The following is a 26,872-nucleotide window of genomic DNA, read 5'->3' on the forward strand; positions in this document are numbered from 1 at the left end:
GCGCTCATCTGTTAAACGCTTACAAAATAGGTTATATTTTACTTTGTTTTCTCTTTTTTACTTCGGCGCCAAATGGAATAAATAAATAACATAAAACTGCCATAAACAATAATCATGGCTATAACAAACTTCACGTTGATCCCTGTCTTCTCTCCCAATACGTAAATATTGGCCTTTTCACGATCAAGCGCCAGACGGTATATTCCTTCTTCTGAACGAATCATGTCTTCTTCCAATAATCCTCGCAGTTCTTTTTTCGCTCCGATTTGTTCTGCAGACAAGTCGATTATTTGTGTTTCATCTGTGTTATTAATGGCCACAACGGTCATTTCATCTTTATATGTGCGCTTATAAATGATCATTCCTGTTTTCTCATACATTAACTCAAAAGTGCCTTTTCGTAAAGATGGCAGCTGTGTTCTGAGCTCATTCACTTTTGTCATATAATCAATAAGCTCTTTTTCAACACGAAAATTCATCGACCGATGATTATCAGGCTTCACTCCCCCGTCTAAAGCAATCTCCGTCCCATAATACGTAATAGGAATGCCTGGTGAAGTAAATAAATACGTGATTGCTAGTTTTGTGCGAGTTCCTGGATGATGACTATTTTCCAGCGCCTTTCGCGTAAAGCGAACCGTCTCTTCCCCATCGATCATCGTATGGATAGCAAACGGGTTGGAATACGACTGACTGATTTTTTCCCACTGCTTGTACAAATTTTCTTGAGAAACATTTATCTTACTGAACGTCGTCGCCGTTTGCTCATATAAAGCTAAATCGATAATTGAATCAAACTTTGCCTCGTGATAAAACGGTGCCGATGGTTGACTTGAAGACGACCCTATTACGTAAAATTCAGCCGATGTTTCTTTTAATTTGCTGACAAGGCCTTTCCAAAAAGCGAGCGGCTTTTCATCCAAAGAAGATAAAGAATAGCCGTCAAAGTCCAGCTGATTCATCCACCATAAAGCAGCCTTTTCCATTTCTGCTTCATTCTCTAAAAGCGGAAAAGTTAACAATATTTTCATATCACGATGATGCACTTGCTTGATCAGCTCATCCAACTGCTCAATCGTTCCGTACTGCTCGTCTATTTTATACACATTTTGCACATCGCTCCCATCGTAGCGATTGCTTTCAAACAGAGGAGATAAAAGAATAGCCGTGAAGCCCATCCCCTGTATATAGTCTAATTTATCGATAATCCCTTTCACATCTCCGCCATGGTAACCTGACGGATTATTTAATTCAATTTCTCGGTCATTTGTTGGGTCTCCATTGTTGAAACGATCAATCAAAATGGAATAGATGGACTCATCTTGCCATGTTCGATTTGCCGCTTCCGCTTCATATAATGATACACCGCCAAACAAACTAAACACGAGGAAAAGCAAAGCCATTATTTGTTTATCTTTCTTCATCCTCTTGCCTTTCATCCTCTCTCTCGGTTGCAAACTTTCAATTTAATATTTTTCCAAAAACAAGAAATGAAATCGCTTGCAACCCACTTATTCTATTATACAAGTAATGGAAATATTCTCAATGCTTTTTTCATCTCTATTCCCATTTTTGAAAACTTTTTCTATATAGATCAACTTACTACACCCAAGCGGATAGCACCCTCCTTACAAGATTGTCGTCATCTGCTTGGGTGAACCTTTGAATGATTATTCAGGGGAAACACCTCTTGTAAACGCCATCCATTAGATGAAGCGGTTCAAATGATTAGGTGGAAGATATATAAAAAAGACAGGAGACTTTCTAATAAGCCCAAATTTTTTTAGCAAATGAGTTTTTTCTTTTTATGCAAAATAGACCGTTTATCAAAACCATTGTTACTGGTTCTTTGTAACGGTCCATTTCTCTCTTTTTATTCATTTGAAATTTTAATGCCGTATATTTTTTGCGCTCTTGTTGCGACAATGATCATGTCATTAAATACAGCTGGAGACGCTTCGATATTATGACCAAGGTCAATTTTCGACAGCACGGTTCCATCCTTTGCCGACAATAGATACATCATTCCCGATGAATCTGCTTGAATTAAATACGCTCTTCCTTGCTCATCATATACATCTACTGGCGAAGACCATGCATACCAAGGCATCTCCCAACGCCATTTTTCTTTTCCCGTTTGCTTATCTAATGCCACAAGCAAACCTTTGTCCATTGATGGCGTCCGAGCAATTGTATAAATAACAAGATCATTGATTTCATGCTTTCCATTAACAGGAGTTGCAAGCACCCCTCCGTTGATGGGATTTTTCCCTTTCACTGTAAAGGCAGGGTACGTAACAGACCATATTTCATTTCCTGTTAATCCATTCATTTTACGTAACCGGGCAACACCTTGATTGCCTTGTTTATCAACTTCTGTTCCAGTATATATGTAAGGTGTATCTCCATTCTCTTCATCTACGACAATCGTTGCATCCGTATCGTCTGTTTTCGGCAATGCCCAGACTGGACGATTCTTATGGACATCGAACGCTTGAATACTTCCGCCATTATCCGCAAACCAAATCACATTTTTATACGCAGCCAATGAATTTTCAATGCCATAATGAAAATTATCTTTTACATGATAACGATATTTCAATATTAAAGGGTCTACAGTAATGGTTTTGTTCTCTTTTACAAAGTTCGTTTGGAGTTTAATATGGTACATTAAACCATTCTCTCCTCCAACAACTAACGTATCCGTTTCTCGATTAATTAAAGGGGCACTCCCGAATGCTCCCCATTTCCGATAGGCAAATGAGTCCACTCCTTCAATCATCGTCAATTGCTGCCCGTCAATTAAACTGAAAATGCGCAAACCAATATCCGTTTTAGATGTTTGAGCTACTCCTTGTCCTACATATAAGAGAGGGTATCCCCTCGGATCAAGCGCCACACTGCCTCTAATAGCGTTCCCCATATCGATAGGAGGACGAGACGACTCTCCAGATTGTAAATCAAAAAAGTAAATGCGGCCATCTAATGAGCCGTATACAACTTCCACAAAATCCTTTCGCTCTTGAAACTTCTTATAGATGTTCATCACAGCCATCACTTCGGGGTCCCATCTAATAATTGCAGGCTGTCCTGTCCATCCAGCACCGCCTCCCCAATCAGGGCTTCTTTTCGTCATAAATTCCCATGCTTGAACAAGTTGCTTTGGATTCTCTTCAATTTGGCCATAAGCAGGCTCATCACGGTAATGATTGCCACGAAAAGTTAGCACACCGTCCACTTCAGAATAAACTGATGGAAAGGACGTTTGAATGGCTGCCTCTGTATCACCGGCCATTTTATAAGATAAATGGGGAATGCTTTGTTCGTGAAACAGAAGCGTATCAGCGTAAGTTTTCGTCAACTGGTCATTGATTTTCTTTTCCTCCAGCCCTACCTCAAACTCTCGGGCACTTTCGGAATCCACATGGATGACCGGAACTTTTACACCCGTTTGCAATGCCTTATAGCAGCCTATCACAAGAAGTAACGCTAAAAACAGCATTGGGACAAACAACTTAATTTCTTTCATCCTCTTCCCTCCCCCAATCGTTCGACTTTCAGACTACTTATACTATAACAATTTGCACGAAAGGATTCTGTCGAAAAAGGCAGAAATGATTCGAATGTCATCTAATTTTAACAAAAAAAGCCGGTTGGTTTGTATGAATACACATACTTTCCAACCAGCTTTTCACCCTCAGCATGACCGTTATGAAATCTCTTCTAAAATTCTTTGCTTTTCTTCAATTGTGACAAAATGCTTCGCTTGAAATACGTTATAGCCTTTTTTCCGTACAGATGCCAATATAGCTCGATATAAATGAGCCGCTCCCTTTAAAGGTAAACGGGAAGCGACCGGATAAAGTTCTAGCGAATCCAGTCCTTTTTCATATAAGGTCTCCGCCTCGTTTGCAAGACTTTCCCATAAAGCCACAAAAGCTGAATTAACCGTCTTCCTTTGAAGCATTTCAACAGTATATCCATATTTCATCATATAATCACGCGGAAGATAAATGCGCCCTCTCTCCAAATCTTCTCCGACATCCCGAAGAATGTTCGTAATCTGCATGGCAACTCCAAGCGCAATCGCTTGTTCTTTCAACTGATGATGCGTTTTAGGAGCTAAAATAGGAAGCAGCATTAAGCCCACAGTGCTCGCGACATGATAGGAATATCGCTTAACTTCTTCTAAAGACATGTATTCGACTTTCGTTAAATCCATTCGTTGTCCCGCAATCATGTCATCAAATGCTTGGACGTTCATTTCAAAGCGCTGAAAAACATCCCCAAGAGCCAGCCACATATCATCATGTGTTAGGAGAATCCCTTGCTTGAATTGTTCAAACTCTTGCTCAAATTGCTGTAGTTCTTCATGAGGACGAAGCCCTTCATCGACCATGTCGTCTACTTTACGGCAAAACGCATACACAGCCCATACCGCTTTTTTTTGTTCGGCTGGTAAAAAAGAAAACGCCTTGTGAAAAGTTTTAGAGTGTTCTGCTATTATGTTCTCACAGTGACGATACGCTTTTTTTAATGTGTCCATGTTCCACCGCTCCTTTTTCTACAGCTGACTGTTGTTCAATCAAGTAGTCTGCTAGTAATTTTGCTCCTTGCATCACAATAGGAACTCCTCCTCCAGGATGAACAGATGCGCCTGCTGCGAATACATTTTCATACTCAAATGGTTTATATTGAGGGCGAAACACACCGGACTGAAGAAAAGCAGGTGCAATTCCAAAACTCCCTCCTTCATACAGTCCAAACTGCGCAGCATCTTTTGGTGTCCGCACGTCCATCCACTCGATGGACTGACGAAGGTTCGGAAAAGCTCGTCGTTCTATTTCATCAATCATGCGCTCCTGGAAGGCAGATTCCTTCTCCCAATCAATATGAGTTCCAGCAGGAACCGGAACAAGCGCATATAGAACACTCTTGCCTTCCGGTGCAAGAGACGGGTCAAGTAGCGAAGGATTAAACGTATAAAAAGAAGGGTCTGTCGGTACTTCCTTCGTGCTAAATACTTGTTCCATATGTTGCTGAAAGTTTTCACCCATAAAAAATTGATGAACTTCTCCATGTTCGTATTGTTTATTTAATCCAAAGTAAAACAGTACACATCCTGATGATGGAATATACTTTTTCAATTTTTTTTGCACAAGCGGGGTCATCGAAGGAAACTCTCCATTCATAACGATCGCGTCAAACGGAAGCATTCTTCCATTGGCAACCACACCTTTAGCCTTCTTCCCTTCTATCCGTACGGTTTGTACAGGGGTTTGTTTATGAATGGCCACTCCTCTGGAGATAAGTTCTTCTTCCATGACTTCGACTAGGCTCGCATAGCCGCCCTTCACATAATAAATGCCATGTTCATGCTCACTATACGGGATAAGTGAATACATCGCAGGTGCCGAGAGCGGATTCCCCCCAATATATAAGGTTTGCAGCGCATAAGCTTGCCGGAGCCTCTCATCTTGAAAATAAGAAGAGGTAAAGTCTTGCACAGACTGGTAAGCTTTCATGTCCCATAACGTCTTCATATTTTGGAACGTCCAAAAATCACGCTTTCGGACGAAAGATTTTTCTAAAAAGGCACGTTTTCCAGACAAGAAACGGGCGTTCATTTCTGTTAAAAATTGCATAAAATGCGCTTCTTCTCCAGGAAACTTCTCTTTAATTTCCGCCAACTGCCTTTCAATGTCTGCAAACTTCGTATATGTGCTTCCATCCGGAAAGTGAAGAGTATACAGCGGATTACATTGAAGAAGCTCATAACGGTTCCGTTCTATCCCAGCTTCATCCAAAATCGACATCAGCATTTCCGGAAGCAGTACAATGGTCGGGCCCTCATCAATACGATACCCATCTCTTTCAACAAACACCAAACGGCCGCCTAGCCGTTCCTCTTTTTCAAAAATCTCCACTTGAAAGCCGCGCTTGGAGAGAAGCAAAGCGGTAATTAGACCGCCGACACCTCCCCCGATAATAGCTGTTTTCATAACGCTCTCTCCCATTCTTTAATGGATTGGATAGACAAATCAACCATCTGTTTATCACGTTCAAATATCGCTTTTGCCGTAATGCGGGCCGATTCTAAAATTGTAGGAAGACCGCTCCCCGGGTGGGTACCGCCCCCAACAAGCCAGCAACAATCTAATTCTTCAAAGCGATTGTGCGGGCGCAAAACCATCATTTGAGACAATTGATGCCCCAAATTAAAGGTGGCTCCTTTATAAACGTAAATCTCTTCTTCCCACTGCTTAGGTGAAATAATTTTTTCAACTTCAATATGATCCTCTAAATCTTGTAAACCCGTTTTCTCTTTCACTATTTTCAGCACGACGTCGCGAAATTCTTTTTCGTGTTTTTCCCATTCAATCCCGCTAAAATTATTCGGGACGGGCGCTAAAATATAAAGGGTCGATTTCCCTTCAGGTGCTAATGTTGGATCGGTCGCCCCGGCATTTTGAATATAAATGGACGGATCTTCTGATAGAGTTAGAGTGTTTGTAATTTCCTCAACGTTCTTCTTGTAGTCGTCCGCAAAAAGAATAGTATGGTGAGACAAATCATACTGTTTGTCGATTCCAAGGTAAATCATGAAAGTCGAACAAGAATATTTCATTTTTTCTAGTTTTTCTTTTTTATATTTTTTCAGTACTCCATCATCTAGCAGATTCGTCATAACATGGCCAAAATCACCGTTAATGACAACATCGTCAGCTGAAACAGCTTCCCCATTTTCCAGAATGACTCCTTTTACCACTCCTTTTTCTACCCATAGTTTTTGAACACCCGTACCGAGGTGAATGCTTCCTCCATGCTCCTTGACAACAGCAGCCATGGCTTTTGGTAGCTGATTCACTCCTCCGATTGGATGGTACACACCATATGCATGTTCCATATAAGAGAGGATGGAAAAGGCACCAGGACATTCCCATGGAGACATCCCTAAATATTTAGATTGAAAGGTAAATGCAAGCTTTAACTGCTCTTCAGAAAAATAATGGCTCAGCACATCATATAAATTTTTCCCTAAAGATAAAGAAGGAAGAGCTTTTAGCACACTCCAGCGCAAGTAATGGCTAAATTTATCCATTCGGCTTTGAAGTACAGGCATAAGAGCCTCCATTTTCCTAGCTGTATCCTTCATGAAACGTTCATACCCTTCACCGCTTCCTGGAAATACCCGCTCCATTTCAGCTTTCATTCGTTCTGAATTCGAAGACATTTGAATCGTTTTATCATTAAAGACTAACTCATACATCATCTCTAGCTTTTTTAAGTCCATATAATCGTGCGCACTGCGTCCAGCAGCCGCAAAAAGTTCTTCCACAATGTGAGGCATGCTTAAAAAGGTCGGCCCCATGTCAAATGTGTATCCATCAAGTTCAATGGCGCTATTTCGCCCGCCAACATACTCTTGCTTTTCATATACATCTACTTTATATCCGTTGCTGGCCAATAACATCGCAGCCGCTAATCCTCCGGGTCCTGCCCCTATAACAATGACCTGTTTAGGCATGAAAGGTCCTCCTAAAAGTTATACATAAGTTATACAAACATTATACAAATATTTATTTTTAAACTCAATGATAAACTCTTTTCCATTTAATGGACATTTTATTGACTGGCTTCCAACCTGTATCGATTAGATGAAGTTTGGAAGATTTTTGTTCAAAGTATCCCTTGAATAAAAACAAATATCTCACCGCCTTCCTCGAATAAAAAGGTTGTCCATTAAGCCATAAACTAGTTGAACGACGATGATTTTTCTTCTTATGCAAAATGGACCGTTTATCAAAACCCTTCGTATGACTGGTTTTTGTAACGGTCCATTTTACAGCACTATATACATGTCACCTAATATCTCGACATCGGTTTATTTAATGGAAAGATGTTCACAAAGGCTTTTCAGACGTCCTGCATGACCTCATCCGCTTCGCTTAGGTCTAGAAAATTCGACATGACCGCTCTTTAGTCATGTCGAATTTTCTAGATCGATTACTCTACAACATTGACATTGTATTCTTTAAACCAAATATGCATTTGAGCCAAGTGAGCCAGTAACTGTGGTCCTGTCATCAATTGTCCGAACCACGGTACGGTAAACTCTTTTCCTTCCGACTGAACGATGCCGTTCAGCTTATCTGCATCAAAAAATTCATACAAAGCTGAGCTTTTATCCGCAAGAAGGTGCTCAAGCCATTTTTTGACCGCTTTTGTATAAGCCGGATTATGTGTTTTCGGATATGGGCTCTTCTTGCGGTACAGTACGTCATGTGGCAATATCCCTTCAAGCGCCTTACGCAAAATTCCCTTTTCTTGATTTCCGATCATCTTCATCTCCCACGGAATGTTCCATACATACTCGACAAGCCGGTGATCGGCAAACGGCACACGAACCTCCAAGCTGGCTCCCATACTCATCCGGTCTTTTCGATCCAATAACGTTGGCATAAACCAAATCATGTTCATATAAAACATTTTTCTCCGCTGAGTATCCTCCAACGATTCTCCATCCAAAATCGGGGTTTCAATGATGGTATCTTCATAACGTGCCTGAACATACTCCTCTAGATTTAACTTCGTCTGCCAGTCTGTTTTTAATAAATCGATACGGGCATCTACTGAGCGCATCCACGGGAAAGAATCAGAAGCTAAATCATGCTTTCGGTGAAACCAAGGATATCCCCCAAAAATCTCATCGGCACACTCTCCCGATAGGCTCACGACAAAGTCCTTTTTAATTTCTTCACAAAACCAAAGAAGCGAAGAATCAATATCAGCCATTCCCGGCAAATCTCGCACACGAACGGCTTCTGTTAAATAATCAACAAGGTTTTCTGTCGGAATAACACAGCGTTGATGAATCGTTCCAAATTCTTCTGACATTTTTTGAATATAAACCCCGTCAGAATTCGGTTGAAACTCGTTGGCCTTAAAATATTTTTCATTATCTTCGTAGTCAATAGAATACGTGTGGAGCGCTCCCTTTCCTGCTTCTTTAAATGCGTTAGCAGCAATCGCTGTAATCGCACTAGAATCGACTCCTCCTGATAAAAACGTACATAACGGAACATCTGATACAAGCTGCCTTGTGATCGCATCTTTCAATAAAAATTGAACCTTTTCAGTTGTTTCTTCTAACGAATCTGTATGTTTCGCACTTTTAACATTCCAATAACGCCATATGTTTAAACCGTTCTTAGTAAACGTCATAGCATGGGCTGGGCGTAATTCCTCGATTCCTTTAAAGACACCGTGCCCTGGAGTACGCGATGGTCCAAGTCCAAACACCTCGGCCAAGCCGTCCAAACTAATGTCAGCTTTCACCTCTGGATGTGCAAGCAATGCTTTTAGCTCTGAACCAAATTGCAGCCCTCCGTGATAAGCACGATAAAACAACGGTTTCACACCTAGACGATCCCGCGCGATAAATAACTTTTCCTCTTGTGCATCCCATACGGCAAAAGCAAAGATACCATTTAAATGCTCAGTGCATTGTTCTTTCCATTCTATATAAGAAGTTAAAAGCACTTCTGTGTCCGAATGTCCTTGAAATGTATACCCTCGCTTTAACAATTCCTTTCGAATATCCTCTGTATTATAAAGCTCACCGTTATAGCAAATCGTATACTCTCGACCGTCTTTCCCTCTTCCCATCGGCTGTCTCCCGCCTTCTGGATCTACCACTACAAGTCGTTTATGACCGAAAGCTGCATGCTTCGTCGTCCAAACATTCGTATCATCCGGGCCTCTTCTCGATAAGGTCTCTGCCATCTTACGCACCACTTCATGCTCACCTGTCAAGCCGCGCTTGAAGTCAACCCAGCCTGTTATTCCACACATACCTTCCTCATCCTCTCTTCTGTTTATATAGGCATTTGACTCTGTTGAATAATGACATATTATGCAACGGTAAACGCCCCGTTGCTTTGTCCAACGAGATTTCCAAGCGAACAAGTTATAAAGCGAATCTTTTTGGGCAATAAGATACATAGAAACATCATTTTAAAAAAGAGAGGTGTGTAGATGGGCTATCAATCTCGACTGCACTTTTTAAAGGAACAGCCGCGTGCGTTTATTTACGGCATGATGGAGCGAATTGATAAGCAATGGGTGTTTTTTGATGATGAAAGTGATGAGGCCTTTATGCTTGATGAAATTGCAGATGATTCTCTTGAAATTCAGTTAAATCAACGCTGGCATAAAGCGATGTGGGTAGGCGATGATATCATCCAAGCAAACGGTGAAGCTTACATGCTGAAAGAAGGGGATTACATTCGCGTTCGAAAAACTTTACAGCATGCATACGAACAACTACTCGAGGAACTTGCACGGCAATCACTCGCCCAACTCACCCGCTATTTGAATGACTTGAATTTTTCGCTTTACGACTGTATTTACTGCTTTAATGGTCTACATTTCCAAGAAAAGGCTTCGGTGAAAAACGGGGTGAATTTTCTAACGTTTGACAACGGAGAAGAGGTTTGTTCGATTCACCATTTTTTTGAGCGAAACGAACGAACCATTGACCGCTTCGAATTTACTCTACACAATGGAAAACGCTTGATGACTATGTATATGAACTAAGTCATCAAGCGTTTTTTCTGTTAATATAGCTTTTAAGCAAAAGGGGCCCAGTTCATCGGTAATCGTAAGCCAAGATATAAAACGACTAGAATAGCAATGACAAATTGAATCCAAGCTCCGTTCGTACTTTTTTCTTTTTTCGTACGGACCAATACCATTTCCATTGCTCCAATAACCCAGATACCAACAAGCATTTTCATGCCATACCACATATGTATATTGCCAGTAGCGGTTTTCATAATAGATTGGTAAAGTAAAAATCCAGTGATAATGATTAAAATATACATAAGACGAGTCGTCATATGAACCATTTTCACCTTAGGGTTTCTGTTTTTATACATCGTGTACGCCACAAAAAACAAAATAATTCCAACAGCCCAAGCCGTAATATGAGCGTGTGTCATCAGGATAAATCCTCCTTATTCCAAATTATTTTCTTTTTCATCATATCATGTAATAAAGCTTTCGCGAAATATTAGACGTGCTGATGTAACAAAAATGACGAAAATAGGGAAAACGGGTTGGCCAAGCGGCGAACCCGTTTTCCCTATTTCACTAGATTCCTAAGTGTACCAATTTCCTCAATTGTCACTTCCATCACATCTCCTGACTTTAAGAAGCGAGGTGGTTGAAATCCTTTTCCCACTCCAGCGGGAGTCCCCGTTGCAATAATATCTCCAGGCTCCAGTGTCGTTCCTTTAGCAATTGTAGCAACAATATGAGCGATGCCAAAAATGAACTGCTCCGTATTCCCTTTTTGTCGCACTTCTCCATTTACTCTCGTTTCAATTGATAAGTTCCCCGGATTAGAAATGGCAGATCGTTCTACAATGACAGGTCCCATCGGACATGAAGTATCTAAGCTTTTGCCTAATAAAAACTGTTTATGCCGCTCCTGTAAATCGCGGGCCGTTACATCGTTAACGAGCGTATAACCGAAAATATAATCCATCGCCTCTTCTTCTTGAATGTTTTTACATGTCTTGCCAATAATAACAGCCAGTTCTCCTTCATAATCCAGTTCGTTTGTCACATCATCATGAGCCATGACTCCCCCTTCATGACCGATTATAGCCGTTGGTGCTTTCGAAAAAAGCATTACATGCTTTGGGACATCCGCAGCACTTCCCATCTCAATAGCATGATCAACATAATTTTTCCCTACACAAAATACATTTTTGCGCGGGCGCGGAATAGGTGCAAGCCATGTGATGTCATCAATAGAATAAACAGCTTCCCCTAGCGGTGCTTGCATCCCCCACGCATGTATTGCCATTAGCTTTTCTTTCGTTTCTTCATAACTTTCAATGAGTTCAATCATTGATGGCGGAATCTTCTTCGTCTGAAAGAGCCGCTCTTCCGCCTGACAGATGTCTACTATTTTGTTGTCGATAACCATACATGTCAATACCCGTTGTTTGTAAGAAACGGTAGCAAATTTCATCTTTATTCCCCTCCCTATGTAACTCATAGCTTCATTCGACAGAACGCTCTTATTTCCTTTTATTTTCGACGGAGTATCGTTGACGATTATAGGCATTCACCCTTCTTTCACTTTTGACATAGCATAGTAGCAGAAAACGAATTAAAGGGTGTTTTATATGCCAGCATTTGTTGGAGCAGTCAATGTCAACAGTGTCGGAAGTGCAAGTGTGTTTCATATTGGAGACGTATATGCCATTTCACCAAAATCTACAGCTAAAACATTTGCCGGTGCTGGTTCATTTAATACAGGAGACGGGCTGCGTGTATACAATCAGCAAAGTTCCACCAATGTATCAGACCCGGATGTTGCTGATCAAAATATTGCTGCTAATGCTTAAAAAAGGGGGACATGAGATGAACTTGTACGTAAACCAAAGCATTTGCATCCATTCCTTAAAAGTCAATGCCGTCACCAATTCATCTCTATTACAAATTGGAAGTGTAGGACTCGTGAAAGCCACATCAAATTTATTCAACACAGGAGGATTTACAGGACCCGCACCGGAAGCACAAAAATTTCAGACTCCTGCCGTACCGCTGCAAAGTTCGCAAATCACATCCGGACTTTTAAAATATTCTACGACTCCTCCTGCCCCATCGCCATAATTACGTTCATCTATTCCGTTTCTTTCTCATATGTTTAAAGTATCCACGTAAGAAACGGAAGGATGGATGAGATGGATTATCTTCAGCTTTGTCACTACGTGCAGCAGCTTTCCTCACACATCCACATGCAAAATGAAAAAATTAAACAGTTAGAGCAAGGATTGAACGCGCTTCAACAGCAACTGAAAGACATGGAGGAAAGCCCTAAAACAAACATTGAAAAAATTGAATATAAATTTGATCAATTAAAAATTGAAACGTTGGAAGGGACATTAAATATCGGATTAAACCCTACACAGCCGGAAAACATTGAGGATTTCAACATCACCTCTACCATTCCAGAAGGTGCTAGTAATCCATTGCAGCAGCCCACGCAAACTCGTACCATCCCTCCGACTATCGTTCAAGAAATCCATCAACAAATGGAAGAAGAATTAGATAAAGATGGATACAGAATCATCTCCAACATTTTAGAAGAAAGACGGATGACAATTGCCGACCCTTATTATGAGTTTATTTTAGAAGACATAAAAAAACAGCTGGAGCAGCGAATTGCCTTCCACTTACAGCAAATAGACCCCCAGCAATTTGACTCGCATAAAGCTGAAATCATATCACAAACCATTCATCAATTGCGTGAAGAAGTGCAAAAGGGCATTCACGCCTTTTTAACCTATCTTCCTGACTCTCTGAAAAAAGGAGATGGATAACGTGGATTTTACTGTCATTAACCGGGAACTGATGGTCGGAGATGTGCAAATTGTCGGGATAACGGCTTCCTCCCTCTTTTTGGTAGGCGATATGCAAAGCGCTGTTTTATCTTCTATTTTTGATACTCCTGCCGAATCCCTCATTATCGGACCATTCGTACCATTATCGTTATCATAAAGGAGACCACTATGATTAGACGAATGTCTTGTGTCAATCTACTTGATATTATTTCAATTGTCGAAAGCTCGGTCTGCCAAATTGGCGACTCTTCACACCTTGAAGCTGACGTAAAAGTATTAGCGGTGCAGCGGGAATATCCGTTTTTTTTCGGGCAGGAAGGAAATCTTCAAGATTACCTAACTTTTACAGAAAAACTCCCAGTCGCTCCACTTGAATTTATTAACATGAATACTGTTCATGAATCCCCGGCGATTAAAGTGAACCGGATCAATATTACAGGGGTATCTGCCTCCTCCGTTACCCACATTGGGTCAACTGAAACCTTTTCAGCCGAGTCACGCGTTTTGAACGTACGACAGCTATCAGGCAATGGGACTCCCCCCTCAAAGGTCTAGAAATTTTGAGATAACTGTTCTTAAGTCGTGTCGAATTTTCTAGATGGCTTTATACAAATGGAAAAAATGAACGTTTATTACTCGGTTTCATAGACTGAAAGTATTATCAAACATCTATTTTCGATAAAAAGGATGGTATCATATGCCCGCAATTGTTGGTCCCGTTAATATCGGCAGCGCTGGCGGCATTGTAACCTTCGGAGATATTTTTTACGTTTCTCCAAAAGAAACTTCAAAATCCGCCTTTGGATCAGGTGCAGCGAACACTGGAAATTTTGTCATCACAAACAATGGATTATCGGCTACGAATACGCTCGACCCAGACATTGCTGACCAAAATAACGCTGCCAACGCCTAAATAAAGCGTCATGGAATATCGGAATTCCTTCCGACTTCCTTGACGCTTTATTTATTTCATATTAACAGACAGTAAGAACTCATAAAGATTTCCTACCAATCAGAACTTCCTTTATTTTTTCTTTCTTTTTCGTTCATTTGATTTCTTCATACGCGGAAGTTTGGATGATGGCTGCTTGCGAATCCACTTTAAAAAAGACGCCATTTGCTCATCGCGCTGAAGAGCTTCAATTGTCCGGAGCCGAACTGCCAGCTCTTCATTTGTATATAACGCATGAATTTGCTTATGGCAAGGAATACATAAATGGGCAGTCGGGCCAAACGTACCGCCCATCTCCTTTGGGGTTAAGTGATGAACAGTCGTCATCACTTCTTCTCTTTCGCATAATTCACATGTGCCCAGTTGTTCTTTTTTTACCATCATCTCTCCGCCCTTCTGCCGCCTTACTTACAACGTTTCGACCATCACTTTCGTTCCTCTTCCTGACGGCTCAGCTGGTTCTACAATCAGACGTTTTGGAAGTCTCGCCCTTAATTCCTGTACGTGACTAATGACCCCGATTGATAATTGGTTGGATTGAATCTTTTCAAGTGATGTGATGACCGTATCCAAAAGCTCAGCATCTAATGTTCCAAATCCTTCATCAAGGAAGAAAAACTGCAGCGGGTACTCCCCTCGAAGCTGAATTTGAGCAGATAAGGCCAACGCCAACGCCAAGGAAGTCAGGAACGTTTCTCCTCCGGATAATGTCGTCACCGGACGCTTCACGCCCCCGTTTGCGTCATCTCGCATAATAAAACCACCTTGTGAGTCCACTTCAATCGCATAGCGTTGTCTCGTCAATAACCCGAGACGTTGCGAAGCATCACGGCTTACACTCATCAGCTGCTCTTCTGCAATAAATTCGACAAAGCTGTTTCCTTTAAATACACTTTGCAGCTTTTGATGCTGAGTCAGTTGCTTTTCCACATCGGTTCGTTTCGCGCTCAATTGGCCATAACGTTCATGACGGCCCTGAATTTCCTCAAGCGCTCGCTGTGCTGCACCTTTTGCCCGCACCGCTTCTCGAACCGCCTCTTGTAACTCCAGTTGGAGCTTTCTCGTCTCTTCCCATTGAGCCTCTGTTAAAACCGCCCCTTGCAATTGCTCATTCAGACGATCCATAACATGTTGATGTTCTTTTATTTTGTCCCAAAAACTGTGAATTTCCTCTTTTAATTGAAGGCGCTGTGACTTTTCAATGAAGGCCGCTGTCACTTCTTGCGTAGTCGAAAACATAGTTTCTTTTCGTTTTTCATCCCAGTTTTTCTCAGCTTCTTCATATTCCTTTTTCAGCTCTTGAAGTGAATGCGCTAACGCCTTTTCACGACTGTCATATTGCTGATACGTTAGTTGGTCTTGCTGCCATTTCTCATAGGCAGTCGCTTCTTCCGAAGAAAGCTGCTCAATTGCCCGAACAGTCTTTTTCAACATTTTTTCGGCATCGCCTTCACCAATAATTAAAAGGAGTTGCGATTGTTTCTCTTCAAACATTTCCCGCTTCCCTAAAAGGCGGGCAGCCTGCTCTGCTTGCTGGCGCTCCAATCCGTTCAGCTCCGCCGTTAAACGTTTAATTTGTTCAGCCTTTTGCTCTAAAAAGGTAATACTTGTTTCAATTCGCTCTTTTAAATCATGTTGCTGGCGATCTTTTGCGCCAATCTCTCGCTGCAATTCTTCCATATGCTCGATGGAAAGTGGAGCAAACTGCTCATTCCAAAAAGCGGCTACTCGTTTTTCTTCTTCTTGAAGCTGCTTCCACTTATCCGTTCGTTCTAGGTAATCATCTTCATGCAGCGCCAAACGTGATATGACTTGTTCCCGTTTCGCTTTCATTGTCCGGAGCTTTTGCAAAAGGGTTTGAATTGCTTCCTTTACTTCCAAATAATCTTGTTGCAGTGACTTTACCTCTGTTTGAAGCATGTGTACTGCATTTACTATATCCCCAGACTCAAAAACTGGAAGCGGTTCAACAGGAGATAAAACAACAGGACCTCGTTCACCTAAGGCCATCTCCTCTATCAACTGCTGTGACGTTTGTTCCAACTGCATCTTTAAAGACGTAAAGTGTGCTTTTTCCTCTCGTAGCGCTGCAAGAGACTGTTCTGCTTGTACTGCTTTTTGCTCCATCTCACTCACCAAAGAGCCCTCTTTTGGATGCGCAGCTGGAGAAGGATGATCCGCTGAACCGCAAACCGGACATGGTGCATTCTCTGCCAGCTGTTCTGCCAGTCTCCATGCCAAATGCTTTGTTTTTTCCGTTTCCACTTCACTTTTTAACGTTTGAATATATCGCTCTGCTTTAGAAACGATGTGCTCAAATTCCTTTTCCCGTTCACAAAGAACGTGATAGACACCCTGTACCCGTTCGAATAAAGATGTGCTCGTTTCTCCTATTCGTTCTGTTTGCTCTTGAAGCTGCTGAACTTCCTGTTTGGCCGCCTCGACTTGTTCTTCTTTTTTTATACGACTTTCAAACGCTTCTGCAACCATTTCCCGCAAGCGAAGAACATGCTGTTTCTCTGCCACTGCTTGTTGGACCTTTTCCCGGTAATCCGCTGGTATCTCGCTTTGCTTCAATTCTTCTTTCAACTGTCGCTGCTTCACTGTACCTTTTTCATGAAGCTGTTCTGCTTTGGCAAGTTCTTCTTTCTTTTCTTGAATCCGCTGCTCCATCTGTTGCTGCTCTTGGAACAATTCCTCAATTTCCTTCGTCAGCTGTTGCAACGATACTTGCCACTGCTTCGCTTGCTCAAGTTTTTCTTTTTGAGCATTTAGCGACGGTTCTTCTTTTAGGCGAAGTGCCCGTTTTTCTTCATAGACAATAGCCGAAAGTTCATATGCTTGCTTTGCCTGTTCCAACGTTTCCTTTAACTCCCGAAGAGAATCCTTCGCTTGATCATACCGTTTTTGGCATTGGTCATAGGCCTGCATATATGGTTTTAGCATTTCCGCCTGCTCGGCTTGCTCGAGCGTTCGTTCCTTCTCTTCAATCGCTTCACGTTGCTTATTAAGAAGCATTAACGCTTCTTCTATTTTGGCCTTCTCCTGCTGCCACTGCCACACTTGCTTTTGCTGTTCAAATTGCTGATTGATATGGGAGAGTTCTATTTCTCTTTTTTGCAAAAGCATGTCGCTGTTTTTCACTTCTTCCTCTGCCTCTTGCAATCGCTCTAAAGATGCATCACCAAGCCCTGCCTGCTCTGCATCAATTTTATCAAGGTCACTAGTCAGCGCCTGAACTTTCTCCCGAAGTCGTTTATTCAGGCGATCACCATACTGCTCCAAATTAAACAACCGCTGCAGCATTTGCCGGCGTTCTACACCTTTTAACGATAAAAATTCAGCAAACTTTCCTTGAGGCAAAACAACGGCACGAGTGAAATCATCAATCGTCAAACCAAGCAAGTCTTGAACACGTTGATTAACATCATTCGTTTTGTCCGCTAATACAACTCTCTCGTCTCCTTCCTCAATTAAACGGCTCGTCGCTGACTTAACCCGTATTTCATCTGAACGCTTAAAGCTTCGTTCAATTGTATAACGGCATTTATTTTCCGCATTTTGTAGTTCAAAGGTAAAGGCCACATGCAATTCTTTTTCTCCATGGTTCAAAATCCCCTGTGTATTATTGGCCGCCCGCTCCACTTTTCCGTACAAGGCCAGCGTCATTGCATCCAAAATCGATGATTTCCCACTGCCTGTCGGTCCAAAAATCCCAAATACCCCGCCTTCACAAAGCGTTTCAAAATCGATGACTTGTTTTTCACGGAAGCTATGTAATCCTGCAATCGTTAATATGATCGGTTTCATTCTTCCTCTCCTCCCGTTGATGATTCGTCGGAAATGAGCGATAAAAACAATTGTACAAGCTCAGCGTCAGGCTGCGCTCCTCCCGTTTGGCGCCCGTAAAATCGTTTGAACAATTCATCAATTGGAAGATTTTGAGTCGTTTCTGTCTCCTTTCGGTCTTCTTCCGTTTCAAATACCGGGCGAATATGTACAAAGCCGCTGTGCAATTTGCGCAATCGATGAATTTCTTCAATGGACAAAGCATCCTTCAAATGGATTTCCAGATCGATCCATGCTTCAGTATCTCGCCCTTCGTCAAGCCAGTTATACACGTCTGCTAATCCATTTTTCGCCTTCCATCTGACAAGCGGTTTCCCGCTCGATAAATACACCTCTGTCCACTCCACTGGCTCATTCGGTTTTGCATCCACAATCGTCACTGATTTGGCATAACCAGATTCCGAAAAGCTATAAGCTAAAGGAGAACCGGAATAACGAGCCGTCGTAGGCGCTCTCTTAATATTTTGAGGACGATGCAAATGCCCAAGCGCGACATATTGAGCCGCTTCCGGGAGACTCGTTGCGGCAACTGTATAAGCTCCTCCAACTTCAATCGGACGCTCAGAATCCGTTGAGCTTCCTCCTGCGACATAAATATGGCTCATAGCGACATGAACAGCATGTTGTGTGAACTGTCGGCTCATCGCCTCAAAAATCCCTTGAATACGCTGGTCGTATGAATTCCGAATCGCCAATTCATCATTTTCAGCCGATAATAGTTCTTTTAGGCGAGATTCAGACGGATACGGCAATGCCGCCACCTCTAACACTTCGCCCGTTGTTGGAATATGGATAGAATGAATATTTGTCGATGGCAATCCAAGCAGCGTAATGTTTTGTTCTTTTGCCAACGGCATCGCGGCCGCAAGCCGGTCCGGACTATCATGATTTCCAGAAATAACGGCAACCGGTCGTTTTCCCTTATCCGACAGTCTCGACAAACTTTCATAAAAAAGCTGTTCAGCCGCTGCTGGCGGGTTGACTGTATCAAACGCATCCCCTGCCATCAGCACCACGTCTACCTTTTCCTTTTCGACGATATCTACCAACTCATCTAAAAATTGAGCCTGCTCTTCCAGACGACTTCGCCCCTCAAGCGTTCTGCCTAAATGCCAATCGGCCGTATGTAACATGCGCACGTGTTTCTTCCCCCTTTTCACACTTCTAATATGTTGTGTTTTATCATTTGGAAAATTTGGCTCTTCCCGTCCCATTTTTGTCTGAAGGAAAAGGCCCGTCATTGAATCCTATGTTTTACTGGATGTTCATGACGGGCACCCCCTCCTCGACTCTTTTTATACTTCCATCATTTGACTGCCATCAAAGAAATATAAATAACTAGCTGCCACGGGACGTCCTAAAATGGATTCAATTGCTTGCGAATAAAGGCGAACCTGCAATTGATAACGGTCCAGCAACACCGGCTTGGCCTTTTCAAAATCTCCTTCAAAACGCTCAGAAATATTATCAGTTTTGAAATCGACTAAAACAAAGCCGCCTTCTTCTTCAAATAAGCAATCAATCACCCCTTGCACAAGAACGGCTTCCTCCTCGGGCGCACTCCATGTTGAATACGCCTCAGACGCAGGAATTGATAAACTGAACGGCATTTCTCGGTAAACTTGTCGCGCCTGTTGAAGTCTTCTTCCGATATCCGTCTCAAAAAACGCCGCAACGCTGGCACAATCAATCGCCTCTGCCTGTTCAGACGTCAACAGCTCTTTCATAACCATTGATGCGACCAGTTCCTTGACTATTTCGGTTGTGACAGCGTGTCCAAGCGGTACATGCTGCATCACAAGGTGCATCGCCGTTCCTCTTTCCGCTGCCGTCAGCGACTTTTCTTGCATGAATCTCGGACGATCAAAAAGCTTAGGACCAGTTCGGCGCACGAAGGCATTATCACTGCTGTCTTCTGTTAAGCGCTGTTGATGCTTCATATCCGATACAGACTGCTTCGAACGATGAACAGAGGCCGCTTGAAATCCATATGTCCATTCAAGCCGATTCATGATTTCCTCTTTTTTCTCGCTCTCGATAGGAACGGGTTTTCCATCCTTCAAGGCTTGCAGCAATTCTTCATGGAGACTCTGCTCCTCTAGCTGTTCGTCTGCCAACTCGGAAGCATGAATCACTTCAAACTTCCAGTAAGAAGCATCCTCATACGCCTCAAGCAATACCGGCTTCTCCGCATCTTCTCCCGCTAATGGTTTGGCGCTTTGGTGGCGGATTAAAGACACACCAATCCAATCTAGATAGTTTTTCGCCTGTGAGCGTAGATGATCCGGCAACACCCAATCCGGATGTGTCAGTGCACTTTTCCATTTCGACAACGTACTTTCAAATCGATTGACGGTTCCTACTAATATCAATTTTTCTTTAGCACGCGTCAACGCCACATACAACACTCGCATCTCCTCGGCTAAAGTCTCTTTTTTCATTTTTCGCTTCATTGTTTGTTGAAGAAGCGTCGGATAGCTGACCCTCAGCTTCGGATTAACCAGTTTTGAACCAAATCCAAGTTCTTTGTCAAACAAATACGATTGATGCAAGTCCATCATATTAAATTGTCTCGACAAGCCGGCGACAAAAACGATTGGAAATTCGAGTCCCTTACTACTATGAATGGTCATTAAGCGAACAACATCTTCCTGCTCTCCAAGAGCACGTGCTGTTCCTAAATCATCACCGCGATCTCGCATTCTTTCAATAAAGCGTAAGAAACGGAACAAGCCTCGAAACGAAGTTGATTCATATTGACGCGCACGGTCATACAACGCCCGGAGATTGGCTTGGCGTTGTTTGCCTCCTGGAAGTCCGCCTACAAATTCAAAAAAGCCCGTGTCTCGGTAAAGCTGCCAAATGAGAGAAGATAAGGCTCCTTGGCGTGCTTGTGTACGCCATGTTTGCAGCGCTTCATATAATACAGATACTTTTTGATAGATCTCCTCATGTGAACCTGGAGCTTTCATAAACGATTGCAATGCTTCATAATAGGTGCCATTTTTATCTGCCAACCGGATAACAGCCAATTCTTCGTCGCTTACACCAACAATGGGCGAACGAAGCACAGAGGCGAGCGGAATATCTTGATGTGGATTATCGACAACCTGTAACAACGACATCATAATGGTAATTTCGGTGGCGTCAAAATACCCTTTCGCTAAATTGGCGTAAAGAGGGATGCCATGCTGCTTAAACTCTTCCATAATTTGAGGAGCCCAAGGCATGGAGCGAAGCAAAATGACAAAATCTCGGTATGTTACATTTCTCATCCGATCAAGTCCACGGTCATATACTTGAAAACGACTTTGAACCATGTCCCGGATTTTACGTGCCATTAATCTCGCTTCAAGCTGCGCCGTTTCGAGCTCTGCCTCTGAAAAAGCCGCCGCTTCCTGTTCGCCCTCTTCTTCTGTTTCAGCTGAACTCTCCGGCTGCTCTTTCGTTACAAGAAGCAACTCAGGTTCCATTCCTTCCTCTTTTGGATAACTAGCCCCAAGCTTTAGCGAAGCATCATCATCATACTCAATTTCTCCTACCGTTTCATCCATGATTTGACGAAAGATAAAATTAGTAGCATCCAATACTTGCGAACGACTTCGAAAGTTTTTATTCAAATCAATCCGCAAGCCGGACTGATGACCATCCTGTGTAAAGCGTTTATACTTGCTTAAAAACAAAAACGGTTCAGCTAAACGAAATCGATAAATCGATTGTTTTACGTCCCCAACCATGAATAAATTTCCTGTTTCTTCTTCATCCTTTGTTACAAGCTGAATAATGGATTCTTGAACCATGTTCACATCTTGGTACTCATCCAGCAGTACTTCCGTAAATTGGACACGGTATTGCTTGGCGACTTCTGATGGCACAAGTCCTTCTCCATCTTCCCGTAGCACCTGTAAACAGTAGTGCTCTAAGTCTGAAAAGTCCACAAGTCCTTTTTCCTTCTTAACCGCCTCATATCGCCTTCCATATTCCAGCACGATCGATACAAGCGTCTCAATAATCGGCTTCATCGTTTTTAAGTCGTTCAAATACGCATGCAGAGGACGATTAAATAATTCACTCTGTATTTTCTCCAACGAGGTTTTCACGCTTTTTCTCAAATCCGACACTTTATCAATGAGCTCAGGAACAAACTCATCTCCTTTACATGGCTTCAATCTTGAGAAAGACAAAGTTTGAAACTGCTCATGCAGCATGGAAAAAGACGTTTCAGCTGATTGAACCATTGCTTGAACTTGTCGCAAATCATCTTCGATATTGACTGCCCTTGGTGCGGGTCCGCCCGGCACTTTCGTCAGCTGCAACGCTTCTTTCAATAACGTTTCGATGCCTTTAAGCTGCAAATGCACATCTTCCAGCAAGAAACGAACAAATGGAAGGGAATCCACTGTCATCTCGTCCGTGACCTCATACTGGCCAATGAGTTGCTCCAGCCAGCGTTCAGGATTCGGGTTAGCACGAGCAAATTCATACAGCTTACGCACAATTACTTGAATATCACTGTCACTTCGGTCGTTTGTATATCGATCAATCACGTCGAAAAAGCGGTCATTGCCCTCCATGCTATACTGCTCCTCAAATAACTCATCAAGCACTTCTTCACGCAGTAACTCTGCTTCTGTATCGTCTGCAATTCGAAAACTAGGGTCTAAATCAATCATATAGTAAAACTTTCGAATAACTTCCAAACAGAACGAGTGCAATGTCGAAATAGAGGCGCGGTTTAATAAACTTAATTGACGTCGTAAATGAAGGGAAGAAGGGTTTTTCTTCAGTTCCTTCTCAATTGCCTCCCCAATTCGATTGCGCATTTCAGCTGCGGACGCATTCGTAAACGTCACTACAAGCAAGCGGTCGACATCAATGGGATTTTCTGTTGCGATCAATTTTTGTATAATGCGTTCTACGAGAACCGCCGTTTTCCCTGAACCAGCAGCGGCGGCAACAAGAATATCCTGTCCAGAAGCCGCAATGGCTTTCCATTGGTCATCTGTCCATTGGCTTCCTTCCGGTTTCGGCATCCATTTATTCATGGCTGTCCCCCTCCATTCTGATTTTCTCTAAAATGACATCAGATTTTTCAACTTTTAATCGGCGGTAATCATGTTCTTCCATTGATTCATCGAACTGACAAACCGAACGGAAAGAACAAAAAGTACATGGCGTCTTGTCCTTCAACTTGTAAGGAGCAATATCAATCGTTCCATCTGTAATCTTTGTCCCAATGTCAGTAAACTGTTTTCTAATATGCTTTCGTAAATCCGCAAATTGTTGCTCATCCGCTACGGAAGAATTGGAGTAAAATCCGCCGCTTTTCTTCAAGCCAGCTGAAACAATGTTGGAATGACCAGATTCCAGTGTCTGATCCATCAGACGAACGGCTTCCTCATCTCCAAGAAGCAAACCCTTCATCTTAAAGCGTTTGAAAATCTCCTCTTCAATCTCATCTAACGTAAGAGACTTCGAGCTGCTGATCATCGGATTGTGAACATGGAAATATAATACACCTGCCGGCAGCGCCTGCTGTCCATTTCCTAACAGCTTCTCTGCGTAGGTGATGACAACATCGAGATACGCAAGCATTTGAAGAGCTAAACCGTAATATACTTCAACAAGATTCAGCGCCTTATCGCTTGATTTATAATCAACGATTCGAAGTAGCACACCTTTCGAACCTTCTGCTTTATCTACTCGGTCAATTCGCCCAATCAGTTCCATCGTACTTCCATTCGGAAGTGTAAACTGCATCGCTGGCAACGGTTGATCTGGTCCGAAAGCAAGCTCCAAACCAATGGGAACAAATCCACTTGCTTTCGCATGATCACTCAAAACGAGAGAAGCCCGCTCAATAATTTGCTGCAGCTTATGCTTTAAATAATGATGGCGATTCGTGCTTAACAAAATTTCATTTTGCAGCTTCGGCGCCAAATCATCTACTACTTCATGAGACAAACGCTCACAGTCTTTTTTCGTTAAATGTCGCCAATCTTGCTGCTGTTCTCTCAGCTGCTCTGCCATCATTTTTAACGCAGCATGAAACAGCTCCCCAATATCAGGAGCCTCCAAGCGAAACACTTTGCGTTCTTGCAGACGCAAGCCGTGGGAAGCGAAATGAGAGTAAGGGCAGGCTTGAAACTTTTCCATTCTCGATACACTTGCTTGAATGTTCCGACCGTATAAGTGTCTGCTTGTCTCTTGCGTCAAACTCTTTGCTTCATTTCGATAAAATAAACTAGCTAAAACTCTTCGGCTGTATGAACTCCACTCTTCATCTTCCATGTAAAAGTTATAAGCATCCCACCAGATATCATCCATAGAGTAGTGTCGTTTCCATGCTTGCAGCTGTCCTGCTAAATACGTAATCGTCATAAGTGGATTGGACACATATTGAACTTGTTCTTCAATATTCAACTCTGCTGGCTCTTGCATTAGTAATCGTTCTTTTAAAAGAGGAAACATCTCTTTCAAACGATTCACCATAACAGATGGGAGAAGCGTTTTTCCTTCTTCATTTGCAAGCGGATAACTAATATAAAGCCATTTTGATGGACTGACGAAAGCCGAATAAATATAAAACGGTTCATCGAATAATTGCTGCTTGCCGCTTGGAGCAACCTTAAAGCCCGACTGCCATAAATATTCCCGCTCTTGATCAGACAAAATGCTGTCCTCTTGTGGTTTGGCAGGAATCACTCCATCATTAACTCCTAACACAAAAGTTGCTTGGATATTGGAGAAACGCGAACGTTCAAAGCTCGCAACAAGCACTTGATCAATCGCTGGAGGAACTAACGCAAATTGCATGGCTTCCAAACCAGCTTCAATGACACTTGTAAACAACGAAACAGATGTCTTCTCGTCTCCCATCATCTCCACAAACTGATCAAGTAGCTCAATGACAGCCTTCCACGCTTGATCATGCTCTCTTGATGTATCCAAGTCCCCATCCTGCTCTGCTTCGCTGCGCCAGCGCTCCAGTTTTTCTGGAATATTCAACTTCGTTAAATACATATAGAGGGCTTCACACATCGCCCGACCAGATTTAGCCCTTTTCAAAGAATCTTGCAGCTGTTTTAACGGGACAACAATAAGCTGGCGCCATGCATTAATTTGGTCTTCAAACTCTCGTTCTTGATCAGTTTGAGGAAATTCCATATCCTCTAACGAGCGATAACGGCGATATTTCCATCGCTCCTCCATTGTCCATTTAGATCCTTGAATGCCATACCGCAACACATAATTCTCAAAGCGATCCATCTCTTCCCTCATGGCAGCTGGATCCGCGTCCAATGGAAACAGCAAGTCCGTTTTCACACAACGAAAGATGGTCTCATAGCGCCACACTCCACTAGCCGTTTCAAGGCTGGCACGAATAAATTCAATGAGAGGATGGTGAACCATTGCACGCTTTCGGTCTTGGAAATATGGAATGTCATAGTCTTGAAAAATGGTATGAATTAAATCATCGTAATCTTGAGCATTTCGAACAACAAGAGCAATATCCCGATACCGTAAACCTTTTTGACGGACAAGCTCCCGAATTTCACGGGCTGTTCCTTCCACTTCTGCCCGCCGATTGACAGCCGGCATAAGTTGAATGTTCTCGGTCTGCTCATTAAATGGAACTGTCGGTCTCGTATCAAAGTACTTCTCAAGATGAGCTAGACCAGACGCCTGCTCAAAACGCTTTCGTTCCTGCAAGAGAACAGGCTCTTTTATATCAACTTGTTGATCCTGAGCGATTTGTTGAAGAGTTTGATACGTTTCAGCCGTCATACGGAACAGATCCATTTCATGAAGCAATTGATGTTCATAATTTTGATCAGCTGTTAACGCAATAGTAACGGATGGACAAATCTTGATGAGAGCCGCAAGAACCTCTAATTCTTGTGGAGTAAAGCTGTAGAAGCCGTCAATATAAATAGAAGCGTTTTGTAAATAAACCGACTCAGGCACTTTCTCTGCCAACAATCGTAAATAATCTTCAGAATCGACGTATTTATGTAAAAGCTGATGTTCCAGCTCCTCATAAATAATTTTCAAATCATGAAACTTATCTCCTAGCACTTTCTGCGAATCAGCAAACAATTCCCCTTCCTTATTGGCCAATGCTTTCGGATCTAGGCAATAGCGTTTAAACTCGGTTAGCATCCGTTCGAGCTGATCAATAAATCCTGGTTTATCAGAAGCTGTCGCAAAGATTTTCAGTTCTTGTTTCCGCTTCTCAACAATCTTCCTTAGCATCATGCTAATTCCCGTACTATCTACATGGTAGCGGCTCATACCCCCTACTTCCTGCAGCACTCGCCATGCTAAACGAGTTAAGCTGAATACTTGCGCGCGCATCATGCCATTTAAACCAGGAGCTTGAATTAGCTCATACTCAGACTGGAACGTCATCTGTTCCGGCACGATGTAAATAATAGGTGGACCAAGCGCTTCCTGTCTTAAAGCTTGGCCAATTTCATTCAAGCAATACTCGGTTTTGCCGCTCCCGGAACGGCCAAGTACAAACTGGACAGCCATAAATATCCCCCTCTGTTCTTCATTTTTATTTTATCTGCCATGTAAATGGACAAAAGGTTGTTTATTGTACATGACAGTTTTTCTATTTATTGAACTTTCGGTTAAAGAAACA

The 26,872-nt window shown here is 42.4% G+C and carries 20 protein-coding genes; 7 read left to right on the forward strand and 13 right to left on the reverse strand.

The features are described 5' to 3' along the window. Positions 1-38 precede the first annotated feature (38 nt). From ACXAEO_RS17930 to asnB, 6 genes are all read right to left on the reverse strand, one after another. Complete coding sequence (locus tag ACXAEO_RS17930) at positions 39-1,424, reverse strand: alpha-amylase family glycosyl hydrolase (protein ID WP_474883366.1); 1,386 nt, start codon at positions 1,422-1,424, stop codon at positions 39-41. Between the two features lie 449 nt (positions 1,425-1,873). Further along, positions 1,874-3,529: an outer membrane protein assembly factor BamB family protein gene (locus tag ACXAEO_RS17935; RefSeq protein ID WP_474883367.1), complete on the reverse strand. Its 1,656-nt coding sequence runs from the start codon at positions 3,527-3,529 to the stop codon at positions 1,874-1,876. Between the two features lie 180 nt (positions 3,530-3,709). After that, positions 3,710-4,546 carry a phytoene/squalene synthase family protein gene (locus tag ACXAEO_RS17940; protein ID WP_474883368.1) on the reverse strand — a complete coding sequence of 279 codons (837 nt, stop codon included), beginning with the start codon at positions 4,544-4,546 and terminating at the stop codon, positions 3,710-3,712. After that, complete coding sequence (locus ACXAEO_RS17945) at positions 4,512-6,002, reverse strand: phytoene desaturase family protein (protein ID WP_474883369.1); 1,491 nt, start codon at positions 6,000-6,002, stop codon at positions 4,512-4,514. Before ACXAEO_RS17945 ends, ACXAEO_RS17940 begins: the two co-directional genes overlap by 35 nt. Further along, entirely contained in the window at positions 5,999-7,528 is a 1,530-nt protein-coding gene (locus ACXAEO_RS17950) for a phytoene desaturase family protein (RefSeq protein ID WP_474883370.1), read from the reverse strand. The genes ACXAEO_RS17945 and ACXAEO_RS17950 overlap by 4 nt, the downstream gene beginning before the upstream one ends. A gap of 479 nt (positions 7,529-8,007) precedes the next feature. Beyond that, on the reverse strand, positions 8,008-9,855 hold the full coding sequence (gene asnB, locus ACXAEO_RS17955) for an asparagine synthase (glutamine-hydrolyzing) (protein WP_474883371.1): 1,848 nt from the start codon (positions 9,853-9,855) through the stop codon (positions 8,008-8,010). A 183-nt stretch (positions 9,856-10,038) separates the two neighbouring features. On the opposite strand from asnB, the gene ACXAEO_RS17960 reads away from it, so the two are divergent. Beyond that, positions 10,039-10,599, forward strand: a complete 561-nt coding sequence (locus tag ACXAEO_RS17960) for a DUF2777 family protein (protein WP_474883372.1) — start codon at positions 10,039-10,041, stop codon at positions 10,597-10,599. 32 nt (positions 10,600-10,631) lie between these two features. Here ACXAEO_RS17960 and ACXAEO_RS17965 read toward each other — a convergent pair whose 3' ends face one another. After that, a complete protein-coding gene (locus ACXAEO_RS17965; protein ID WP_474883373.1) occupies positions 10,632-11,003 on the reverse strand; it encodes a YisL family protein in 372 nt (123 codons plus the stop codon). A 143-nt stretch (positions 11,004-11,146) separates the two neighbouring features. Next, positions 11,147-12,043: a fumarylacetoacetate hydrolase family protein gene (locus ACXAEO_RS17970; protein WP_474883374.1), complete on the reverse strand. Its 897-nt coding sequence runs from the start codon at positions 12,041-12,043 to the stop codon at positions 11,147-11,149. 157 nt (positions 12,044-12,200) lie between these two features. Between ACXAEO_RS17970 and ACXAEO_RS17975 the strand changes: the two genes are divergently transcribed. The 6 genes from ACXAEO_RS17975 (at position 12,201) to ACXAEO_RS18000 (ending at position 14,334) form a co-directional block, all read left to right on the forward strand. After that, the gene (locus ACXAEO_RS17975) at positions 12,201-12,422 is read left to right on the forward strand and encodes a spore germination protein (protein ID WP_474883375.1); all 222 of its coding nucleotides are present in this window, start codon (positions 12,201-12,203) and stop codon (positions 12,420-12,422) included. 16 nt (positions 12,423-12,438) lie between these two features. Beyond that, positions 12,439-12,690, forward strand: a complete 252-nt coding sequence (locus tag ACXAEO_RS17980) for a spore germination protein GerPB (protein ID WP_474883376.1) — start codon at positions 12,439-12,441, stop codon at positions 12,688-12,690. Between the two features lie 71 nt (positions 12,691-12,761). Next, positions 12,762-13,400 (forward strand): spore germination protein GerPC, encoded by a 639-nt coding sequence (gene gerPC / locus ACXAEO_RS17985; RefSeq protein WP_474883377.1) that lies wholly within the window; start codon positions 12,762-12,764, stop codon positions 13,398-13,400. Beyond that, entirely contained in the window at positions 13,393-13,578 is a 186-nt protein-coding gene (locus tag ACXAEO_RS17990; protein WP_474883378.1) for a spore gernimation protein GerPD, read from the forward strand. The genes gerPC and ACXAEO_RS17990 overlap by 8 nt, the downstream gene beginning before the upstream one ends. A gap of 11 nt (positions 13,579-13,589) precedes the next feature. Further along, positions 13,590-13,976, forward strand: coding sequence for a spore germination protein GerPE (locus ACXAEO_RS17995; RefSeq protein WP_474883379.1), 387 nt, complete (start codon positions 13,590-13,592; stop codon positions 13,974-13,976). Positions 13,977-14,118: 142 nt separating this feature from the next. After that, positions 14,119-14,334 (forward strand): spore germination protein, encoded by a 216-nt coding sequence (locus tag ACXAEO_RS18000; protein WP_474883380.1) that lies wholly within the window; start codon positions 14,119-14,121, stop codon positions 14,332-14,334. Between the two features lie 111 nt (positions 14,335-14,445). Here ACXAEO_RS18000 and ACXAEO_RS18005 read toward each other — a convergent pair whose 3' ends face one another. The 5 genes from ACXAEO_RS18005 to addB form a co-directional block, all read right to left on the reverse strand. Further along, complete coding sequence (locus ACXAEO_RS18005) at positions 14,446-14,754, reverse strand: HNH endonuclease (RefSeq protein ID WP_474884275.1); 309 nt, start codon at positions 14,752-14,754, stop codon at positions 14,446-14,448. 27 nt (positions 14,755-14,781) lie between these two features. After that, positions 14,782-18,183: an SbcC/MukB-like Walker B domain-containing protein gene (locus ACXAEO_RS18010; protein ID WP_474883381.1), complete on the reverse strand. Its 3,402-nt coding sequence runs from the start codon at positions 18,181-18,183 to the stop codon at positions 14,782-14,784. Beyond that, on the reverse strand, positions 18,180-19,361 hold the full coding sequence (locus ACXAEO_RS18015) for an exonuclease SbcCD subunit D (protein WP_474883382.1): 1,182 nt from the start codon (positions 19,359-19,361) through the stop codon (positions 18,180-18,182). The genes ACXAEO_RS18010 and ACXAEO_RS18015 overlap by 4 nt, the downstream gene beginning before the upstream one ends. Before the next feature lie 156 nt (positions 19,362-19,517). Next, the gene (addA, locus tag ACXAEO_RS18020) at positions 19,518-23,267 is read right to left on the reverse strand and encodes a helicase-exonuclease AddAB subunit AddA (protein ID WP_474883383.1); all 3,750 of its coding nucleotides are present in this window, start codon (positions 23,265-23,267) and stop codon (positions 19,518-19,520) included. Beyond that, positions 23,260-26,760: a helicase-exonuclease AddAB subunit AddB gene (gene addB / locus ACXAEO_RS18025; RefSeq protein WP_474883384.1), complete on the reverse strand. Its 3,501-nt coding sequence runs from the start codon at positions 26,758-26,760 to the stop codon at positions 23,260-23,262. The genes addA and addB overlap by 8 nt, the downstream gene beginning before the upstream one ends. Positions 26,761-26,872: the final 112 nt, after the last annotated feature.

Source organism: Bacillus sp. ABA4_010, assembly GCF_056159105.1.

What these genes read in the sequence shown, in the direction of transcription:
- ACXAEO_RS17930 (WP_474883366.1), bottom strand. Translation starts at nt 1,424, where the DNA reads ATGAAGAAAGATAAACAAATAATGGCTTTGCTTTTCCTCGTGTTTAGT.
- ACXAEO_RS17935 (WP_474883367.1), bottom strand. Translation starts at nt 3,529, where the DNA reads ATGAAAGAAATTAAGTTGTTTGTCCCAATGCTGTTTTTAGCGTTACTT.
- ACXAEO_RS17940 (WP_474883368.1), bottom strand. Translation starts at nt 4,546, where the DNA reads ATGGACACATTAAAAAAAGCGTATCGTCACTGTGAGAACATAATAGCA.
- ACXAEO_RS17945 (WP_474883369.1), bottom strand. Translation starts at nt 6,002, where the DNA reads ATGAAAACAGCTATTATCGGGGGAGGTGTCGGCGGTCTAATTACCGCT.
- ACXAEO_RS17950 (WP_474883370.1), bottom strand. Translation starts at nt 7,528, where the DNA reads ATGCCTAAACAGGTCATTGTTATAGGGGCAGGACCCGGAGGATTAGCG.
- asnB (WP_474883371.1), bottom strand. Translation starts at nt 9,855, where the DNA reads ATGTGTGGAATAACAGGCTGGGTTGACTTCAAGCGCGGCTTGACAGGT.
- ACXAEO_RS17960 (WP_474883372.1), top strand. Translation starts at nt 10,039, where the DNA reads ATGGGCTATCAATCTCGACTGCACTTTTTAAAGGAACAGCCGCGTGCG.
- ACXAEO_RS17965 (WP_474883373.1), bottom strand. Translation starts at nt 11,003, where the DNA reads ATGACACACGCTCATATTACGGCTTGGGCTGTTGGAATTATTTTGTTT.
- ACXAEO_RS17970 (WP_474883374.1), bottom strand. Translation starts at nt 12,043, where the DNA reads ATGAAATTTGCTACCGTTTCTTACAAACAACGGGTATTGACATGTATG.
- ACXAEO_RS17975 (WP_474883375.1), top strand. Translation starts at nt 12,201, where the DNA reads ATGCCAGCATTTGTTGGAGCAGTCAATGTCAACAGTGTCGGAAGTGCA.
- ACXAEO_RS17980 (WP_474883376.1), top strand. Translation starts at nt 12,439, where the DNA reads ATGAACTTGTACGTAAACCAAAGCATTTGCATCCATTCCTTAAAAGTC.
- gerPC (WP_474883377.1), top strand. Translation starts at nt 12,762, where the DNA reads ATGGATTATCTTCAGCTTTGTCACTACGTGCAGCAGCTTTCCTCACAC.
- ACXAEO_RS17990 (WP_474883378.1), top strand. Translation starts at nt 13,393, where the DNA reads ATGGATAACGTGGATTTTACTGTCATTAACCGGGAACTGATGGTCGGA.
- ACXAEO_RS17995 (WP_474883379.1), top strand. Translation starts at nt 13,590, where the DNA reads ATGATTAGACGAATGTCTTGTGTCAATCTACTTGATATTATTTCAATT.
- ACXAEO_RS18000 (WP_474883380.1), top strand. Translation starts at nt 14,119, where the DNA reads ATGCCCGCAATTGTTGGTCCCGTTAATATCGGCAGCGCTGGCGGCATT.
- ACXAEO_RS18005 (WP_474884275.1), bottom strand. Translation starts at nt 14,754, where the DNA reads ATGGTAAAAAAAGAACAACTGGGCACATGTGAATTATGCGAAAGAGAA.
- ACXAEO_RS18010 (WP_474883381.1), bottom strand. Translation starts at nt 18,183, where the DNA reads ATGAAACCGATCATATTAACGATTGCAGGATTACATAGCTTCCGTGAA.
- addA (WP_474883383.1), bottom strand. Translation starts at nt 23,267, where the DNA reads ATGAATAAATGGATGCCGAAACCGGAAGGAAGCCAATGGACAGATGAC.
- addB (WP_474883384.1), bottom strand. Translation starts at nt 26,760, where the DNA reads ATGGCTGTCCAGTTTGTACTTGGCCGTTCCGGGAGCGGCAAAACCGAG.